18 protein-coding genes and 1 pseudogene are annotated in these 16,743 nt (G+C 60.2%); 7 read left to right on the plus strand and 12 right to left on the minus strand.

Annotation, left to right across the window (positions count from 1 at the left end; all coding sequences use genetic code 11):
• A partial coding sequence (locus U862_RS31000) for a hypothetical protein (RefSeq protein ID WP_081794929.1) occupies positions 1–268 on the plus strand: 268 nt, incomplete at its 5' end.
• Positions 269–436: 168 nt separating this feature from the next.
• On the opposite strand, the gene U862_RS0128160 is transcribed toward U862_RS31000, so the two are convergent.
• The gene (locus U862_RS0128160) at positions 437–928 is read right to left on the minus strand and encodes a DUF2269 domain-containing protein (RefSeq protein WP_025113452.1); all 492 of its coding nucleotides are present in this window, start codon (positions 926–928) and stop codon (positions 437–439) included.
• Between the two features lie 2 nt (positions 929–930).
• Positions 931–2,046: a saccharopine dehydrogenase family protein gene (locus U862_RS0128165; RefSeq protein ID WP_025113453.1), complete on the minus strand. Its 1,116-nt coding sequence runs from the start codon at positions 2,044–2,046 to the stop codon at positions 931–933.
• 123 nt (positions 2,047–2,169) lie between these two features.
• Between U862_RS0128165 and U862_RS29870 the strand changes: the two are divergent.
• A pseudogene (locus U862_RS29870) lies at positions 2,170–3,210 on the plus strand (NAD(P)/FAD-dependent oxidoreductase); the annotation flags it as partial.
• 7 nt (positions 3,211–3,217) lie between these two features.
• On the opposite strand, the gene U862_RS31005 reads toward U862_RS29870, so the two are convergent.
• The 6 genes from U862_RS31005 to U862_RS0128195 form a co-directional block, all read right to left on the minus strand.
• Positions 3,218–4,540, minus strand: a complete 1,323-nt coding sequence (locus U862_RS31005) for a cytosine permease (protein WP_025113454.1) — start codon at positions 4,538–4,540, stop codon at positions 3,218–3,220.
• A 111-nt stretch (positions 4,541–4,651) separates the two neighbouring features.
• Entirely contained in the window at positions 4,652–5,626 is a 975-nt protein-coding gene (locus U862_RS0128175) for a biotin-dependent carboxyltransferase family protein (protein ID WP_025113455.1), read from the minus strand.
• A complete protein-coding gene (locus U862_RS0128180) occupies positions 5,623–6,495 on the minus strand; it encodes an allophanate hydrolase subunit 1 (RefSeq protein WP_025113456.1) in 873 nt (290 codons plus the stop codon). The genes U862_RS0128175 and U862_RS0128180 overlap by 4 nt, the downstream gene beginning before the upstream one ends.
• A complete protein-coding gene (locus U862_RS0128185; protein ID WP_025113457.1) occupies positions 6,492–7,865 on the minus strand; it encodes an acetyl-CoA carboxylase biotin carboxylase subunit in 1,374 nt (457 codons plus the stop codon). Before U862_RS0128185 ends, U862_RS0128180 begins: the two co-directional genes overlap by 4 nt.
• Before the next feature lie 10 nt (positions 7,866–7,875).
• On the minus strand, positions 7,876–8,121 hold the full coding sequence (locus U862_RS0128190) for an acetyl-CoA carboxylase (protein WP_025113458.1): 246 nt from the start codon (positions 8,119–8,121) through the stop codon (positions 7,876–7,878).
• A gap of 93 nt (positions 8,122–8,214) precedes the next feature.
• Positions 8,215–8,973 carry a 5-oxoprolinase subunit PxpA gene (locus U862_RS0128195; protein ID WP_025113459.1) on the minus strand — a complete coding sequence of 253 codons (759 nt, stop codon included), beginning with the start codon at positions 8,971–8,973 and terminating at the stop codon, positions 8,215–8,217.
• Between the two features lie 142 nt (positions 8,974–9,115).
• On the opposite strand from U862_RS0128195, the gene U862_RS0128200 reads away from it, so the two are divergent.
• Together U862_RS0128200 and U862_RS0128205 are read left to right on the plus strand one after the other, a co-directional pair.
• Positions 9,116–10,033 (plus strand): LysR family transcriptional regulator, encoded by a 918-nt coding sequence (locus tag U862_RS0128200; protein WP_025113460.1) that lies wholly within the window; start codon positions 9,116–9,118, stop codon positions 10,031–10,033.
• A gap of 85 nt (positions 10,034–10,118) precedes the next feature.
• Positions 10,119–10,637 (plus strand): DUF1993 family protein, encoded by a 519-nt coding sequence (locus U862_RS0128205; protein ID WP_025113461.1) that lies wholly within the window; start codon positions 10,119–10,121, stop codon positions 10,635–10,637.
• Between the two features lie 21 nt (positions 10,638–10,658).
• Here the strand turns inward: U862_RS0128205 and U862_RS0128210 are convergent, their stop codons facing one another.
• Positions 10,659–11,093, minus strand: a complete 435-nt coding sequence (locus U862_RS0128210; RefSeq protein WP_025113462.1) for a GFA family protein — start codon at positions 11,091–11,093, stop codon at positions 10,659–10,661.
• 608 nt (positions 11,094–11,701) lie between these two features.
• Here U862_RS0128210 and U862_RS0128215 point away from each other — a divergent pair.
• On the plus strand, positions 11,702–12,262 hold the full coding sequence (locus U862_RS0128215; protein WP_025113463.1) for a fasciclin domain-containing protein: 561 nt from the start codon (positions 11,702–11,704) through the stop codon (positions 12,260–12,262).
• Between the two features lie 73 nt (positions 12,263–12,335).
• Here U862_RS0128215 and U862_RS0128220 read toward each other — a convergent pair whose 3' ends face one another.
• Positions 12,336–13,568 (minus strand): NADH:flavin oxidoreductase/NADH oxidase family protein, encoded by a 1,233-nt coding sequence (locus tag U862_RS0128220; RefSeq protein ID WP_025113464.1) that lies wholly within the window; start codon positions 13,566–13,568, stop codon positions 12,336–12,338.
• An 84-nt stretch (positions 13,569–13,652) separates the two neighbouring features.
• Positions 13,653–14,096 (minus strand): MerR family transcriptional regulator, encoded by a 444-nt coding sequence (locus tag U862_RS0128225; protein WP_025113465.1) that lies wholly within the window; start codon positions 14,094–14,096, stop codon positions 13,653–13,655.
• 124 nt (positions 14,097–14,220) lie between these two features.
• Here U862_RS0128225 and U862_RS0128230 point away from each other — a divergent pair, with 124 nt between their 5' ends.
• Positions 14,221–15,225, plus strand: a complete 1,005-nt coding sequence (locus U862_RS0128230) for an alpha/beta hydrolase (protein WP_025113466.1) — start codon at positions 14,221–14,223, stop codon at positions 15,223–15,225.
• Here the strand turns inward: U862_RS0128230 and U862_RS0128235 are convergent.
• Positions 15,206–15,901: a tRNA (adenine(22)-N(1))-methyltransferase TrmK gene (locus U862_RS0128235; protein ID WP_025113467.1), complete on the minus strand. Its 696-nt coding sequence runs from the start codon at positions 15,899–15,901 to the stop codon at positions 15,206–15,208. The two genes, U862_RS0128230 and U862_RS0128235, sit on opposite strands and share 20 nt — an antisense overlap.
• Before the next feature lie 281 nt (positions 15,902–16,182).
• Here U862_RS0128235 and U862_RS0128240 point away from each other — a divergent pair, with 281 nt between their 5' ends.
• The gene (locus U862_RS0128240) at positions 16,183–16,719 is read left to right on the plus strand and encodes a hypothetical protein (protein WP_177327383.1); all 537 of its coding nucleotides are present in this window, start codon (positions 16,183–16,185) and stop codon (positions 16,717–16,719) included.
• Positions 16,720–16,743 lie beyond the last annotated feature (24 nt).

The following is a 16,743-nucleotide window of genomic DNA, read 5'->3' on the forward strand; positions in this document are numbered from 1 at the left end:
TTGGTTAAGATCTTTCGTCTCAACCGAGGCGCGCATTCTACAGCAGCCTCATTTGCTGTCAAGTGATTATTTTCAGAAGTTTTCGAAGATTTCTTCAACAACTTCAACCACTTGCGCTTCCGATCTCTCGTTAGCGGGAGGCGAATTCTACAGCGTTACTCGCTGTTGTCAACACCCTTTTTTCACCGCTTTCGACCGAGAAGATCGAACCGTCAAAAGCGCCAGACATGCCGGCACTTTCAACTCCTTCCAGACTTCGATGAACTGAAGCAAGCCGCTGTCGAAAACTGCGTAACTCTTTGAATCTCAAGGAGTTTTCCGTTTCGACTGCGCCGGAAGTGGGGCGAATTATAGACCTCCAGAATCTGCCGTCAACAGCTATTTTCACATTTCTGTCATATCGGTCAAAAAAGCCCGAAAGCACGGCAGCGCCCCGCTACACCATTAATCCAAGCCACTGACCCGGCGTCATCTTCGTCACCATTATCAAGACAATCACGAACATCCCCAGAAAGCCGCCAACCCCCATCCAGAACCACTGAAAGTAAAAGGCCCGGTAATCGGCATCAAGCTCTGTCCCACGTTCCACTGCGCGCGCCGCCATCTGCTGCAAGCGCTTCTGCAACAGAAGCACTGGTAGCCACAGCGAACCGACGACACAGAAGATGATCAACGATGTCAGCACCCACTCCGTGATCAGTGGCAGCCCGCTGAGCCTGGTCAACATATAGCCCGTCACGATCTGGATGAAGCCCGCCGGCGTGGTGATCCAGGCGTCGAAGCGCACCACCATTCTCGCCACATGGGCGATCACCTGCGGATTGGCCGTGCGACTGGCGGCGATCAGATAGAGATAGGAGCCCATGCCGAAACCGAACAGAAAAATCGCGGCGATGACATGTACGTACTTAAGGCCCAGATACAACATGCTCAGCGCATCCCGTCACTGAAGTGTACGGACAGGCTCAGATTCTGTGCATCATTGATTGCGGCCATATACGCATTGACGCTGATCTCGCCGACGCAAGGACGCGCGCCAGACTCGGGCACATAGCCCCGGGCGATTTTCGCGGCCAGAGCGACGGCGGCACAACTCGGGATCTCCGGCCCCTTGTCATTCAGCGCGGTGAGTTGCGCCGTCATCGACAGCGGCTGGTCATTCAGGCCGACGCCCTGCACATCTATATACATCGCACTTTTGCCATCGCCGAAACGCTCGAACCAGCTGCCCCAACGATGCAACCTGGCGGCCCATGGCACATGGTCACGCACCAGCCCCTTCCTCATTGCCAGAGCAAACAGATAATTGGCCACGCCTCCGAGCTTGAGGCCCGCGCCAGCCTTGAAGCTCAACGTGTGTGCGCCATAGCGGTTGGCGAAGATGTCCATGTCCGGCACATCCACATTGGCCAACGCACGGAAGCCGAGGCCGTGCAGCTTGCGCAGGGTCAGATCCTCCCAGCCCATCACCTCATGCACCTGACCGTTGCGCAACTGACGGATCGGCTTGCCGGCATAAGCGAGCACGCCCTCGACCGTCGACAGCCCCGGCATCTTGGCCGACGAGGAGATACCGTGCTCAATCGAATCGATGCGCTTGAAGTGGTGGCGATGCTCATCGATGATCGCTGACGAAAGCGTCGGCACTGAACTGCAGCCACTGAGGACAGCGACCCCGGCCTGCCTCGCTCGGGCATCGAGCACACTGATGCCATTGACGAACGTCCGGCAGTCCGCCAGGTCGCAATAGTTGACGCCCGCCTCAATGCAGCTCTCGGCCACCGCGCAGGATTGCCCTTGAAACGGGCCGCCGGTGTGAATCACCAGTTGAATGTTCATCGCGCACAGGGCTGCAGAAAATCCGCCCCCCATGGCATCGCCGCACCAGCTCTCGCAGGTCGCGCCCAACTCAGCGACTTTGTGCGCCAGTTTCTGCGGATCACGCCCCGAGATCACAAGCTCGACGTCGGGCATATCGATCAGATGCCGACAAACGATGCTGCCAAAGTTTCCATACCCGCCAACCACCAACACCCTGAGTGCCATCAACGCTTCCCTGAACGATTCAAAACCGGCCCAAAAACGGACTCGGCGCAGCTTCCCTGATATCACCGGGCCAGGCAAGTCTGCCGCTACAGGCCGGGATGGAGTACTGTCAGCGCATCGACATTGGAGGTTGGTGTGAGCAAACAGATCATCGTGATCGGCGCGGGAATCGTCGGCGCTTCACTGGCGTATCACCTCGCCGCGAAAGGTGCGCACGTCACAGTGCTCGAGTCTGGTGAAATTGCCTGCGGCGCGACAGGACGCTCCTTTGCATGGATCAACACGTCACACGGCGGGCCAGACCCTGTTGCGCCGTTACGCGCCGCAGCCATCGCAGAACACCGGCGGCTCGAATCCGAGTTGCCAGGGTTGAACATTCGATGGACAGGTGCGCTGTCTTACGGCGCGGGTCCGTTTTATGCGCCTTCTATATATAGTGCGCAGATTCTCGACCTTGAACCCAACCTCAAACACTCTCCGCAACGGGCCTGCTTTGCCGCCGACGAAGGCGCGCTGGATGCGGTGCAAGCAACGCATGCCTTGATTGCAGGCGCACAAGCCCATGGCGCGACGCTGTTAACGCACACGCCGGTGCTCGGATTTCAGACGTTGAACGGCGCTGTCACCGGCGTTAGCACTGCGACCGGCAACCTCATTGCCGACATTGTCGTGCTGGCGGCGGGCACCGCCATCGCGCAACTGGCAGATCAGCTGAACGTCACCCTGCCCATCGACGCGTCACCCGCCCTACTCATCCGCTACACAACCCAGCCTCATCGGATAAACACGATCATCTCCAGCCCCCAGATGGAAATCCGGCAGGACACCGACGGTACGTTGCTGGCTGCGGAGGACTATATAGATGACGCGCTGTACAACCGACCGCACGCCATCGCGCTGAGAACGGCCAAAGCCATTGAGCACGAACTTCACGGAGTGGTTTCCATCATGCCGCAAATGGCGAGCGTTGGCCTGCGACCCATGCCCGCCGACAGGATTCCCATCATTGGCTATCTGCCGGAATTCAACAGTGCGTACGTGTGCGTCATGCATCCCGGCGTGACGCTGGCGGCGGTCGTGGGGCGGCTGGTTGCCGAGGAGATTATTGATGGCGCATCTGCAGCGGCACTGGAGCCCTGTCGGCCAGCACGATTCCAGTCACCCGCCCCCCCTACTCCGCCGCCTGCACCACCCATCGACCGCGCCGGGCCAATCCCGCCTGCAAGGCAAACGCCATTACCACGGTCGCCGGCGCGGAAAAACTGCTCAGCCCGTCGCCGGCAAACATCAATGCCAGTCCCAGTGCTGTCGCCCCGAACCACGCCGTCAACCCGACAGGATTGAACGTCGCCACCCGCTCAAGTGCCGCCACATCATTACGACCACAGAGAATCTGCGCCAATGCCACGCCGACCCAGGCCACCACGAAAATCCCCTGATAGGCCAACGCCTTGAGGAGGTAGGCAAACACATCCGCCAGCATCAGTCCGTAAACGATTACCCCAACTACCAGCGCCCACATCAGATACGAACCGCGTACACCAAAACGGCCGAAGAACGCCTGCATGTTCAACGTCGCCAGGTAGTAATTGGCGGTATTGATGCGGGTTTGCGTGGCCCAGACGAACAGCAATCCCCACAGGCCCATCAACTGCAGGATCGCCATCACCACCGACACTTCGTTCAGCGCGCCGTCATGGGGAATGCTGCTGACCAGGTAGATGCCCGCCGCGCCATTGAGCAAAAACGTTACCGCGTAGAACGGCATGCCGAAGTTCCAGCGACCATGGTATTCGGCGTCTTCGGGCTTGCCGAAACGCGCGTAGTCGAAGGTGAACAGCATCAACACCCAGACGCCCATGTAAGCGACGAAGCAGTGCCACCAGCCGAATGCGCTGGGCGTCGTCGGGCCGAAATCCAGCCATTGCGGCTGGTAGCCATAACGACTGATCGACAGCCCCACCGCCACCAGCAGACCGCCGAGGTACACCGGCAGCAGCACGCCATTGAGCTTGTCCAGCCAGTGCTGCACGCTGCCCAGAATCATCGGCACGCTGTAGAGCACCACTGCGAGTGCCGCCAGCGGATAGATCAGTTGCGGGTACAGTTGATGGAGCGCCACGGCAATCACCGAGCCTTCGAATACCGCGTAGTAGATCGCCGTGGAGAAGAAGATCAGCGTCGCCAGACACGCCCCGGTGCTGCCGAACAACAGCCGTGAAAACAGCGCCACCGACAAGCCGCTGCGGATCGCGAATCGGCTGAGCACACTGTTGACCAGGCCATAACTGATGACTGACAGCAGCATGCCGATCAACGCGTTGCGCGCACCGAATGACAGCGCCAGTGAAGCGCCGACCACGATGTAAAACATCGCACTGCACACCGCCCACCAGGCCATGGTCAGCGACAGTCGGCCCATGCGCGCTGCGGTCGGTACGGGATGGTGGGCCGGGTCCTGCCCGGTTTGACTCGATTGCGATAAAGCAGCCATATGCGTGAACTCCAGAACCAGTCAAAGGTTGAAGCGCGGGCAGCCGTCACCGCACCGGAGTGCGGCGTTGGCTTACCGTTTGGCATGGCCCGCGCGATGCGGCGGGCAGAATCAGGAAGGGAATAGCTTGCTCAGGCAGCTGAGTTTTTTCTTATAGGAGCGTCGTGCTTCCAGCGCTTCTTCGAGGGTCACCGCGACAAAGCGGGCCTTCTGATTGGGTTGCATCTGGCCGATCAGATCGAGGTCGGCACTGATCACCGTGCCGATCATCGCGTAGCCGCCACCGGACACCGCGTCACGGTGCAGGACAATCGGCTCAAGTCCGGCCGGGACCTGGATCGAACCGATCGGGTAGCAACTGTCGACGATGTTCGATGGATCGGAACCAGCGCCGAACGGCTGTTCGCGGGGCTGAAAGCTCAGCGCGCTGCCGCCCTTGAAGCGATAGCCGATACGGTCGGCTTCAGAACCGACCGTCCATGGCTCGGCGAAAAAGCTCTTTGCCGCAGACTCGCTCAGGCGCTCGTAATACAGGCCCGGCACCACGCGCAGGGTGATTTCGCCGCCCAGCGATTGGCGTAACGCCATGGGCAGACTGGCGCCGGCGCGACCCTTGGCACTCGCGGCGCCAATCGGCAACTCGTCGCCGGCGATCAATCGGCGCCCCTGAAAGCCGCCAAGCGCACCCAGTGTGTAGGTCGAACGACTGCCGAGCACCAGCGGCACATCGATGCCCCCCGCCACTGCCAGATAAGCCCGGGCGCCGGCCTTCGGAAAGTCGAAGCGCAGCACTTGTCCGGCCTTCACCTCAAAGGCTGTGTCGTGGTGCATTTCCACGCCATCGACACGCGGCGTCATGTGCGCACCGCAGACCGCCACCAGCGCATCGTGCTGAAACGCCAGCTCAGGCCCGAGCAAGGTGCATTCCAGCGCCGCCAGACCTGCCGGGTTGCCGACCAGTTGATTGGCCGCACTCAAGGCATATTGATCAAGCGCACCCGAAGGCGGAATGCCCAGGTGGTAATAACCTTCGCGACCCAGATCCTGTACCGAGGTCGCCAGGCCGGGTTTGAGTACCTTGATCATGCCAGCACCTCCTGCAGCGACTTGGGATAAGCGATCGGATCGGCGAGAAACGCGTCCAGCGAAAACTCCACCGGACGAATCCGCAGATCAAAGCGCCCGGCGTCCACTTCAGCCACCGCGTGGTCGTAGGCCTCACGATCGATCGGCTTGAACTGCACGATGTCGCCCGGACGGAAGAACACCATGTGTTCCTTGAGGTACGCGAGGTTTTGCTGCGGGTCGTAGATCGGTGCCGGCGTCACGCCGAACATCTGATAACCCCCGGCACCGCGCACCGAGTAAATGCAGCCAAAGCAACCGCCATGACCGAGGGTCAATTTCGGTGTGTCAGTGCGTGGCCGCAGGTACTTTGGCACCTGCAACTGGCGTTCGCGCTCGACCATCTGGAACATGAATGGCAGCCCGGCGACGAAGCCGACCATCGAGACAAACCACGGCGCACCGCTGTGGGCGGCGATGAACGCATCGACATCGGCCAGGCCGTTGATCCGTGCGGCGTATTCCAGGTCAGTGGCGCTGGGGTCCTGATGCCGGTCGCGAAAACGCATCAGGGTTTCGTGGGTCCACGGGTCGTTGTACAGCACCGGAATCTCGATGATGCGCGTCTGCAGCGTGCGCTCGGCAACCGCCTCGGCTTCGGCGCCTTTCACCGCTTCGAGCAGGGTGTGCGGGGCGATGCGATCCGGGTCGAAACGAATCTGGAACGAGGCATTGGCCAGGCACACGTCGAGCACGCCATCCAGCGCCAGGCGCTCTACCGCGCGGGTAACGGCCAGCCCCTTGAAGAACGCATCAAGTGACATGCTGTCGCTGACTTCGGCAAAAAGATGCTCATCGGCGCCGAAGCTGTAACGGATTGGCGTACTCATGCTGCACCTCCGCTGCGGCGCGCGGCCAGCCAGGTTTCCAGGGTGCCGGTGTGGAAGTCGGCGCTGTGCAGCCACGGTTGTTCGAGCAGTTCGCCGTGCAGCGTCAGGGTGCTGGCCATGCCGGACAATGTGGTCTGTTCTACCGCTGCTTTCGCCCGGCGCAATGCTTCGGCGCGGTCAGGGCCATGCACGATCAGCTTGGCCAGCAACGAGTCATAGTAAGGCGGCACGCGGTAGCCTTGATACAGGTGAGTGTCGACACGAATGCCTTCGCCCTGCGGCCAGATCAGTTCCTCGACCAACCCGGGACTGGGGAAGAAGTCGCGCTGCGGATCCTCGGCGTTCAGGCGCATTTGCAGCGCGGCGCCGTTGAGTTGAATGTCACTCTGTTTGAAACCCAGCGGTTCGCCGCCGGCAATGCGCAACATCGCCTGGACCAGATCAATGCCGGTGATCAGTTCGCTGACCGGGTGCTCTACCTGAATCCGCGTGTTCATCTCGATAAAGAAGAACTCGCCGGTCGCCTCGTCATACAGGTATTCCAGAGTGCCGGCGCCCTTGTAGCCCAAGGACTCGGTCAGGCGCACGGCGCTCGCGCAGAGGCTCTCGCGTTGCTGCTGGCTGAGGACCGGCGACGGCGCTTCCTCGAAAATTTTCTGCCGGCGACGTTGCAGTGAACACTCCCGCTCGAACAAATGCACCGCGTGCTGACCGTCGCCCAACACCTGCACTTCAATGTGCCGAGCCCGTCCGATAAACCGCTCCAGGTACACCGCGCCGTTGCCGAACGCGGCCTGGGCCTCGCGCTGGGAACGGGGAAACTCTTCTGCCAGTTGCGCAGCGTTTTGCGCCAGGCGAATACCGCGCCCGCCACCACCGGCCGAGGCTTTGATCAGCAGCGGGAAGCCAACGACTCCTGCAGCCTTGAGCGCCGATTCAACATCAAACAGCTCACCCGGCGACCCCGGCACCACTGGCACCCCCGCTGCTTGCGCAGTACGCCGGGCTTCGGCCTTATCGCCCATGCGCCGGATCGTCTCGGCGCTCGGCCCGACAAAAATCGCCCCGGCCGCCACCACCGCTTCGGCAAAATCCGCGTTCTCCGAGAGAAAGCCATAACCGGGGTGCACCGCGTTGGCGCCTGTGGCTTTCAAAGCACCGAGCAAGGCTTCTACATTCAGATAGCTTTTATCGGCGCGCGCCGGGCCAAGTACGTGCACCTCATCGGCCATGCGCACGGCGAGGGAATCGACGTCCGCTTCACTGCACGCGGCAACGGTAGGAATCCCCAGTGCCTTGGCGGCACGAATGATTCGCACCGCAATTTCGCCACGGTTGGCGATCAGTAATTTATCAATACCTTGGGTCATGATCACGCCCTCACTCGACGTCGAGTGTTGCGATGACTTGACCCGGCTCCACCGGATCACCGTCTTCTACCAGAAATGCGCTGAGGCGACCGGCCGTCCCGGCGGTCAGTTCGGAAAATTGCTTCATGACTTCGATCAGGCCAATCACCGTGTCGGCGCTGACCTGCGCGCCCACCTCGGCGTAGTTCGCCGACTCCGGCGTGGCTTTGCGATAGAAGGTCCCTGGCAACGGGGTGATTACAGTGTGTTCGGCCATGTCTGTTCCTTTTGGAATAGTTGTAGAAAGGCAGGCAAAAAGTGAATCGTTGGGCAGACCCTGGCGTCTGTGGGCCAGGTGTTGCGCCGTTCATCAGCGCGGGGCGCGCACCTCGATCCCGGCGTTATCGAGCGCTTTGCGTGTGGCCTCGACCAACGCCAGCGCGCCCGGTGTATCGCTGTGCAAGCAGATCGAATCGAAAGCGATTGCCAGGTCTTCACCCTCAACGGTACGCACCACGCCTTGCTGACAGGCGCGCAATACTCGCGCGGCGACTTGCGTCGGGTCGTAGGCGCGCACGTTGCGGGTGAAGACGATGGAGCCGCTGAGGTCGTACTCGCGGTCGGCGTAGAATTCACGGATCACCGGTTGACCGAGTTCTGTCGCGACGCGCCAGATCACCGAATCGGGCATGCAATACAGCAACAGTTCTGGCTCCAGACGTTGCAGGTTTTCCACCAGCAGGCGGGCCGCCTCCTCGTCCCGCGCCAGGTGCATGTAGAGCGCTCCGTGGGGTTTGATGTGTTGCAGCGCCACGCCTTGAACACGGGCCAGTTCACGCAGGGCGCCCAGTTGATAGAGCATGTCGTCGACCAACTCCTGGGCCGGTGCGTTGATGTGCCGACGGCCAAAACCGACCAGGTCACGAAACCCCGGATGCGCACCGATGGCCACGCCCAGACGCTTGGCCTGCTCCACCGTGCGGCGCATGGTGCCAGGGTCGCCGGCATGGAAACCGGTGGCGATGTTGGCCGAACTGATGAAGCCCATCAGCTCATTGTCGACACCATCACCGATGGTCCATGGGCCGAAGCCTTCACCCATGTCCGAGTTGAAATCTACTGCTTGCATGACGCTTGCTCCTGACGCTTGTGACTTCATGCAGGCCAAGTTAAATTTCCGCACACCCCTTGGGAAGATCTATTAACAGATAGGCCATCTTCTGAAAAACAGATAGCCTCAAAAAAAAGCTTCCTCGCCGACCGGAGTGTCCATGTCCCTGACCCTGCGCCAAGTGCGCTATTTCGTCGCCACCGCCGAGATCGGACAGATCTCCCAGGCCGCGCTTCATCTGAACATTTCGCAGTCGGCGGTGACCACGGCGATCAAGGAGCTGGAAGGCATTCTTGGCACGCTGTTGTTTCAGCGCTCGGCGCAAGGCATGAGCCTGACCGATGCCGGGCGGCATTTTCTGAACCGGGCCTATGTGATTTTGCGCAGTGTCGATGACGCGCTGAACAGCCCATTGCCGGACATCCGCGCCAGTGGCGTGTTGCGCCTGGCGGCGAGCTACACGGTGTTCGGCTACTTCCTGCCGCACCATTTGCAGCGCCTGGAACACTGGCATCCCGATGTGACCATCGAGGTTCACGAACAGGAGCGCCAAGCCATCGAACAAGGCCTGCTCGAAGGCCGGTTCGACATGGCCGTGGTGCTCACCGCCAACCTCACTCACCCGGACATTGTCTCGGAGACGCTCTTCAACTCTGAGCGCCGGTTATGGCTGCCCAGCCACCATCCGCTGTGCGAACGTTCGGCTGTGAGTCTGGCCGATGTGGCGAAGGAGCCGTTCATCCTGCTGACCGTCGACGAGGCCGAACAGAGCGCCATGCGCTATTGGGAAAACGCGCGCCAGCAGCCGAACGTGCGGGTTCGCACCAGCTCTGTCGAAGCCGTGCGCAGCATGGTCGCCAATGGCAGCGGTGTGGCAATTCTTTCGGATCTGGTGCACCGCCCCTGGTCGCTGGAAGGCAAACGCATCGAAACCCTGACGATCACCGACAAGGTGACGCCGATGAGTGTCGGCCTGGCGTGGCACCGCGCACAGGAGTTCAGCCCGGCGATGCACGCGTTTCGCAATTATTTCCACGATGCGTTTCTGGCGCCCCAGCAGCATCTCGCACGGCGCTGAAAACAGGGTTACTCTCCGGCAAATGCGCGAGCGCTGCCTCATCGCTCAACTGCCACTTCCCTGAGACACTACGCAAGGAACAACCATGTCGATCCATGCAGTGACTATTCCTCGTTTCGCCCAGATGCTGCGTTCATTGTCAGCGCTTTTGTCCAAGGGCGAAGCCTGCGCCGTTGAGCGCGGCTACGACCCGCAGGTTCTGCTCGAAGCACGCCTTGCGCCTGACATGCACAACCTCGCCCGCCAAGTTCAATACACCTGCACTCAAGCGCAGGACGCCGTGCTGCGATTGACGCAACAACCGCTGAGCGCACTCGCACCGCCAGAAAACATGGCGGCGGCCAAGGCATTGATCGAAAGCACCTTGCAGAGACTGGCAGCAGCGGACCCGGCGCAGATCGACGCCAGCGCACACAGGAAAATCGCCATCGAACTGCCCAACGGCATCGCCTTCGACATGACCGGCAGCGAATACGCCATGGACTGGGCCATGCCACAGTTCTACTTCCACCTGATCACGGCGTACAACATCCTGCGGCACAACGGCGTACCGCTGGGCAAGGCCGATTATGTGCAGCATATGTTTGCGTATCTGCGGAAATAACCAGCAGGTCAGGCTCCGGCGTCAACCACCGTTGACCCGGAGTTGCTGCACGAGAAGCGCCACTGACTCCACGCAACCGTGACGGTTATTGGCCGAACGCTGCACATCCCACGACATGGCATCATCAACGCAGAAATCGCCCGCGCACTCCACGCTCAGATCGTCATCGAGCAGGCCGAGCGGAACCCACACGTAAAGCGATCCGCGAAGCAGGTTGGGCACGGTCGAGCCGCATTGCGCACAGAAGTCGTTCCGGTAACCGCTGGGTTTGACCCAACTGCTGATCGACTCCTGCCCTGCTTCCCAGCGAAAGTCACGAGCGCTGACCAGCGTGGCGAGGTTGTGGCCGACCCCGGTTTGCTTGCGGCACAGGGTGCAGTGGCAGCGATAGAAAAAACCAGGCGCAACCGAGAGGCTGAAGCGCACAGCGGTGCATAGACACTGCCCTGTTGTCATGGCGAGCTCCCTGAAGAAAAGTAAAACCGGCTTTGGCCTCGGCGCTGGTTCCGGACAAATACAAAATGGGGTTGTATTGACAATCGTGCATGGCGGCGTTGTACGAGGCCCTGCCAGACCGTCAATCCTAGCGCGCACATGGCGATAACAGCCGAGGCCAAGGCAATTGAGTCAGCGCTATCTGAGATGATTTTGTCCCTCTCGAACACGTCTCAACCAGACCGCCAGGCTAGCCTGTGAAATCGCAATGAATCTGCATGCTTTCTGTCGGGTTATGGTGAATTGAAAAACCGCTCTTGCGTAGTTCACCCTTGACCGTTTCAATCGTTGTCAGGTGTTGCGCGGCTATCATTTCCTGTCGCGCCAACGATGTAAAAACGCCCATCGGCAGACAATCATTTCTGGCTCGGCATTCGTGCACAAGGAAATCCTGTGAGCGAACGACCGCGACTGATTTTCCCCTCAAACGATACTCATACCTGAGAGCACATTCGGTCCAGTTCACTGCAGCGCACCTTTTATTTCGCCCTGCGCTGCATCCGTTTCAGTCGCGGCTCCGTACATTCAATACCCTCATTCGAAGGGTCGAAGAATCAAGGAGACACACCATGCACTCGCTCATCAAACGCCTTGCTGTCGCTTGCTTCACACTGCTCGCCCTTGGAGCTGGATTCAGCTTCGCCGCCGATACCGTGATGGTCGGCGGCGCGGCCATGTATCCGAGCAAAACCATCGTTGAAAACGCAGTCAACTCCAAAGATCACACGACACTCGTCGCCGCGGTCAAAGCTGCCGGGCTGGTGGACACGCTCAACAGCAAGGGGCCGTTCACCGTCTTCGCCCCGACCAACGAGGCCTTCGCCAAACTGCCCGCCGGCACGGTCGATACGTTGGTCAAACCCGAACACAAGGCTGACCTGACGAAGATCCTCACTTACCACGTGGTGGCCGGCACACACACGGGCAAACAGTTGATGGACCAAGCGAAAATGCACGGCGGCAAAGTCATGCTGAAAACCGTTCAGGGCGAATCGCTGACCGTGATGCTGCACGATGGCAAGTTGTGGGTAGAGGACGCCAAAGGTGGCAAGGCGGCCATTACCATCGCAGACGTCATGCAATCCAATGGCGTGATTCATGTGATCGATACGGTGCTGATGCCCAATTGATCGCCTGACACTGGCGGGCCCTCGTCAGAGCGCCCGCCAGACTTGACAGCTCAAGGTTGAAACGCCTGACGCCTCACGTCGAACGTTTCTCTACCCAGCGCTGGTACTGGCGTGTACGAAACGCCATGGCGATCTGCTGCACAATCAGCGCACGCAGCGGTGACACAGCTGGATCGGGCTTTTTTGCCCGACTGAGTTTACCCAACTGAAACTTGACCACCGCCATGTTCGCCAACGCTGCGATGGTTTTGTTTTTCCAGGTGATCGGCGGCAACTGCGGGGCGTTGTCCTTGCCCTGCAGCCAGTCACGCGGCAGGTGTGGTTCGATGGCCATTGCCGTTCCGATGCCCACCATGTCCACGCCACTCTGAACGACTTGTTCGGCCACCGGGCGGCGGCGAATCCCGCCGGTGACCATCACCGGCATTTTCGCGACGGTCTGAATGTCGCGGGCAAATTCGACGAAGTAAGCCTCGCGAGCCAGGGTGCGGCCATCGCGCGCCTCGCCCTGCATGGCGGGAACTTCGTAACTGCCACCGGACAATTCCACCAGATCCACCCCCCGATCGTTGAGTAGCTCAACCACCTTTTTCGCCTCGTCGGCGGTGAAGCCTCCGCGCTGGAAGTCGGCGGAGTTGAGTTTGACCGCCACCGCAAAATCCGCCGAAACCACGGCCCTCACCGCGCTGACGATATCGAGCAACAGGCGCGCGCGGTTTTCCACGCAGCCGCCCCACTCGTCCGTCCGCTGGTTGGTCAGCGGCGAAAGGAACTGGCTCAACAGATAGCCATGCGCGGCGTGGATTTCCACGCCAGTGAACCCCGCCTGTTCGCCAAGGCGCGCAGTGCGTGCAAAGCGCTGAATGACCTCCTCAATCACGTCTGGAGTCATGGCGTGGGGCGTGGCAAAGCGCTTGGACATGCTGCCCAGCTCCAGCGGCACGGCTGACGGCGCCCAGGTTTTTTGCCCGAGGTTGGCCTGCATCTGCCGGCCCGGGTGATTGATCTGCAACCAGAACTGCGCGCCACCGGAGCGCCCGATACGCGCCCAGCGCTGGAACCTGGCGAGTTGCTGATCGTCCTGTAGCACCACGCCGCCCGGGCCGGTCATGGCGCGGCCGTCGACCATGACATTGCCGGTGATGATCAGCCCGGCGCCACCGTCGGCCCACGCCTGGTAGAGCCGCATCAGCTCGTCGGAGGGCGCCTGGTCGGCATCGGCCATGTTCTCTTCCATGGCGGCTTTGGCGATACGATTCTTGATGGTCGAACCGTTGGGAAGTATCAGGGGGTCGAACACATTCATGCGGGCAGTCCTCAACTGAGATGAGGCCACCATAAGATTAAAGCCAACTTTAAGGTCAATAGCTTTTTTAAGGCTATTCGATGTTCAGCGCGCCACATCGCGGCGGTCTGAAGAACCCACCACGCCCTCTTCACGCAAGCGGCTCATCAGCATTTGCGCATTGTCCGCACAGGCCATGCCCTCCGGTTTGCCTTCGATACCCTTGATGGCCAGCAACAGTTGCGCCTTGTTCCGGGCCAGCCGTTGCTGTAGGACTTCGATTTCCTCGACCTTTTGCTTGAGGCCACTGAGCAATTGTTCATGTTGCCAGCCCTGCGCATTCATCGGCATCAACTGGCGGATTTCCTCCAATGAGAATCCCGCCGCCTGCGCCCCGGTAATGAGCTCCAGAATCCACTGCGTGTCGGGGGCGTAGTCACGATAGCCGTTGGCTTTGCGCCCGACCGAGGTGATCAGGCCACTCGCTTCGTAAAAGCGGATGCGAGACGGCGCCAACCCGCTGATTTTTGCCAGTTCACCGATTCTCATGTTCCACTCCGCAAACGCATTAACCTTGACGCTGACTTTAAACCTGAACTGATTCGCCGGCCATCGGTACAAATACACATGTAGAGGCCGGCGAATTTCCGGCCATGTGCAAAAAAGGCTCAGCATGGACACCGAAAAACTTGAGTTTGGCGCACATGAAATCGCGCAGATGCAGCGTTTCAACAAGACCCTGGCCTGGCTGCCACGGTTTCGCATCCGCAATCGCGTCACGCCGCGACTGATCCAGGCGCTGCTGCGCGTCAGTCAGAAGGCCGGCACAGACAAGCTGCGCAAACACAGCCTTGAGGCTGAAAACATCGAGATTGATGCCCACGGCGTCCGGGTGCCGCTACGGATTATCAGGCCCAAAGGCAAAGCCCGAGGCGTGGTGCTGGATTTTCATGGTGGTGGCTGGGTCATCGGCAACCCGCAGATGAACGACGAACTCAACGCCGGCATGGTCAATGCGTGCAACGTGGCGGTGGTTTCGGTGGATTATCGGCTGGCGGTCAACACGCCGGTGGAGGGGTTGTTGCAGGATTGTCTGGGGGCCACTCGCTGGTTGCTCGGCTGCAACGAATTCGCTGACCTGCCGGTGATCGTCGTGGGGGAATCGGCGGGCGGGCATCTGGCAGCGGCGACGTTGTTGGGGCTGCAGGCATCGCCCGAATTTTTGCAGCGTATCCACGGAGCGCTGCTGTATTACGGCGTCTACGATCTGACCGGATCGGCCAGCGTACGCGCTGCGACTGCCGACACCCTGCTGCTGGACGGCCCCGGCATGGTCGAGGCGCTGCGCCAGTTGACCCCGGACCTGAACGACGCACAACGTCAACAGCCGCCGCTGTCACCGCTCTACGGCGACTTTGCCGGCATGCCCCCGGCACTGATGTTTGTCGGTGAACTGGACCCGTTGCGCGACGACACTCTGGAACTGGCTGCACGCTGGAAAGCGTCGGCAGCGGTTGAAGTGCACCTGCTGCCCGCTTGCGCCCATGGATTTATCCATTTCCCGATGGCCATGGCTGACAAGGTGCTGGCTCACAGCCGGACATGGATCAATCTTCGGCTTGGCGCTCGGGAATCAACAGGGGAACGTTGCGCTCAGCTCACGCCAGCAACTCGGTGATCCACTGAATCTGCTGCGCCGTCTCTTGCAGCTTTTCCTGCGGAACGGTCTGACGCGCCTGGGTGAAGCTGTTCAGGGTTTTCTGTTTCTGGCGCAACAGGCGCTGCCATTTGGCGATAAATGCCGGACTGCGCGCCTGCATCAGCAGCGGGCCGAAGTACAGTTGTTCGGCGCTGTAGTCGACCGGACCGGAACGCTCGGCAACGATGATTTCGTAGAAGAAGCGGTTTTCCTGCAGCACGTCCTCGACGAGGATGCGGTAGTGGTTTTCCATCAGCCATTGGCGCAACGGTTGCTCGCCACCGTTGGGTTGCAGGATCAGCCGCTCGTGCCCGCTCAGGCGCGCCTTGCCACTGTCGAGGATATCGCGAATGGTCTCGCCACCCATGCCGCACAGGCTGATCGCGGTAATCTCGTCGCCCGGCTCGATCGCCGCCAGGCCACTGGCCAGGCGCACGATAATGTGCGGCTGCAGATCGTTCTCGCGTACCGTGCGCACGGCCGCCTGAAACGGCGTCAACGCCACTTCACCAGCCACCGCCGCCGCGATGGCACCACGGCGCATCAGGGCCACCGGCAGATAGCCGTGATCCGAGCCGATATCGGCCAGCCGTGCGCCTGCCGGCACCTGCGCCGCCACGCGCTCCAGGCGCATGGACAAAGTGTGTTCGTTCAACCGCCCCCCCTTTCCCAGCATTAGCCGGCGCTGCGGGCCGGACAAGGGGCGCGACTCTAGCGGGCTGTGGCTGGCATTTCAAATCCGGGTGTGCCATGTGCCCTATCCTTCTGCTAACTGTCCATCCGTAGCCTTAACCTCACACCAATAGCGTTCAACTTGTAATGCACGTGATGGCCCGATAGCAGTACAGTATCCAGTCAGAAATGACAGTATTGGCTATTCAATTTCATGATGGAGAGTAAATGAGGCTACCCCCCCTGAAATCATTGTTGACCTCTATGCGCAGTTACGGCTCGGATCGCAACGGCAAAATCGTTGCGTGGTTAGTGATGATGGTGATTGCGCTTGCATCCGCTGTATACGCTTATAAGGGATACAAGTTGACCCGAGATGGCAGTGATCCCTTTGCGCAGACATGTGCAGCCGTCGTAGATGCACGATCTTCGTTTCTTGAAGTGGGGGCTGAAGCGATGTCCCGCACAGAGCCGGGACGCTCCAAGTCTAGGGATCAGCTGGAGCATGATGTGCGAAAAGTCACGGAATTCGCCAATCGCAGTGATGATCCGGTCATCAGGGTAGCGGCGACAAATATTCGCATCTCGCTCGCACGTGGGCTTAACTTGACACCCGAACAGGCAGGGGATGACATTTCAAAAATGAAACTTTGCCTTATTGAAAGGTTTTTCGATGAGTCAGAAGTCATCGCAAGCAAGTGCAGGGAAGAAGGCCTTCCTGCCACGCCCAAACCCCTCAGTGGTTTCGGTGCCGGCCCCCTTCATTCGATCTGTGAAGATCTTTTTACGAGCGGAATGTAGCAGCCGGATCTGACGTTGCGCCCG

The sequence above is a fragment of the Pseudomonas sp. H1h genome, from assembly GCF_000633255.1.
Taxonomy (GTDB): domain Bacteria; phylum Pseudomonadota; class Gammaproteobacteria; order Pseudomonadales; family Pseudomonadaceae; genus Aquipseudomonas.